This is a genomic window from Ferrovum myxofaciens, assembly GCF_000735045.1.
Taxonomy (GTDB): domain Bacteria; phylum Pseudomonadota; class Gammaproteobacteria; order Burkholderiales; family Ferrovaceae; genus Ferrovum; species Ferrovum myxofaciens.
This window is the reverse complement of record NZ_JPOQ01000109.1, coordinates 1-1,947: the sequence shown is the minus strand read 5'-3', so window position 1 is coordinate 1,947 and position 1,947 is coordinate 1. Positions and strand designations below refer to the sequence as shown.

General features: G+C 52.3%; 1 protein-coding gene. It reads right to left on the bottom strand.

Annotation, left to right across the window (positions count from 1 at the left end):
• Positions 1-222 precede the first annotated feature (222 nt).
• Complete coding sequence (locus tag IV91_RS0111230; RefSeq protein ID WP_051862608.1) at positions 223-1,431, bottom strand: ATP-binding protein; 1,209 nt, start codon at positions 1,429-1,431, stop codon at positions 223-225.
• Positions 1,432-1,947 lie beyond the last annotated feature (516 nt).

Sequence of the window (1,947 nt, the reverse complement as noted above, 5' to 3'; positions counted from 1 at the left end):
GCGGCTCAGAAACCTGTGCTGCTGCAAACGGGGTGGCTGCGTTCCGAACCTGCGAAGATCGAGCCTTCGGGCAAAATCACGGTGGCAACACCGTTAGAGCAGGTCGTTTGTGATAGAGGGTTTGCCGCTGGTCATGGCTTGGATGCTGTAGTCGCAAGACGAGAGCCAGGAGACCCCAGCGGGTTCGCCCTTAGAACCCCATGCCTTTAGGCATGGGGAGGTTTAGCCTCTCGGTCTGCTGTTCCCGCATACGCACGGAACGGCGTGGCATTTGTTGCAAACCGCCTCTTCGCTGGTTTCTGTAAAACCTTTTGGATGGTTTTTCAACCACCTTTCCAAGAGGGGATCTTCAGTCTCGTAAGTGCCGTTCGCCGACTTCCAGACGATGTTCAGATCACGCAAGCCCCGCAAGGCCGACTGGGCCGATGACGCTGTTACCAGGGATCCAACAAGATCTGCATACTCGGTCATAGCGGATGACGAAAACAGTCCGTCATCGCCTTTGCTGTTAGAAATTCTCAACAACACGGCGCGCTGGACGGGCGTTAAAGAAAAAAACGATTCGCTTAATTCTTCCGAAAGGCTTTCGTTAACCAAAAGAGCCAATTCTCGTAATGCTTTTGTTTTTGGTAACGGGCCATCGTAGTTCAAAAACGCATCGGCCACCACATTTTTAAGCAATTCCGGGCGATGACCCACGGTATCGAAAGCAGCATAAACATCGTCGACTTCCAGGCGGGATTCTGGCTGAATACTCCGATTGAACCACTGCGTATAGGCTTCGCAGTAATCGCGGCCCAACAATTTAAAGTCAGTAACTCTTGCGCCAAAAAAAGGTTGGTCTTTGTGGGTCACAAGCCGCGCCAGACGGTCTCGATGCGATCCGGTAAAAACCAGCAAAAGATTGTGATTGCCCCCAGAGTTTATGGTGTCACGCGCCGATTTTAGGGCGAACATGGCGTTCATGCCGTCATTGGATAGGGTAGCATGCTGCGCCTCATCAACGATCAACGCGACGGGCCTCTTGCGTTTTTGGATTAAGGATTCGAGCGCTTCTTTCAGGGTGGCGCCGTCTTCCCGTCCGATCTTGTCAAGGTCAAACGAAAATATCGGAGTTGACACTTTTGTAATTCCGATTTGCCTGGCGGCTTTTGACAAAACCCCAACCTCACCCGCTATCGCCTTTTTAATGGCGCTCGCAATCATGATGGAAGGGTCGACACGCCGATCCTCCCACAGATCGACATAAATCGGAAGCACCTCTCGAGACTTTAACGCGGGGATCAAATCCTCGGTCAAAAAGGTACTCTTTCCGGTTCGCCTTGGCGCAGCCAGAAACAACCCGGAACTGGCATCCAAAATGCCGTTGCCCGTCACGGCATCAATCATGCTGCTGGCTAATGCCGCACGATGGAAGACAAAATCTGACATTTTTCCCCCTTTAGGGAAATTATATCAAATTATTTTTGTTTGTATAATTTATTTTCTGTTCGCTCATTGTGACCGTCCGGCTCGTCAATCAAACAGTTTCGTCCTGAAGCGATGGTTTGCTTGGAGATACTAAACCTCCCCATGCCTAAAGGCAGGGGGTTCTAAGGGCGAACCCACCGGGGTCTCCTGGCTCTCGCGTCGCCGCTACAGCATCCAGGCCATGACCGATGGCAAACCCTCTATTACAAACGACCTGCTCTAACGGTGTTGCCACCGTGATTTTGCCGTACGCGGTAACTGAGCGGCGTTGTATTCAGGGAGGATTGACCCCGGCATACTCCGATCATCAAGGATAGATGATCGGGAGGGGGTTACGAATGGCTGTGCTGTGTGAAACGATACAGATCGGAGCGCAGGGGGTTGTCTGCGAAGTGCGCTTTCCAGCAGCGTGGGGTCAATTGCCCGATATCCCTGGCCGGATGCTGTCCCACCCGTTGCAACACATCCACCAGGTAG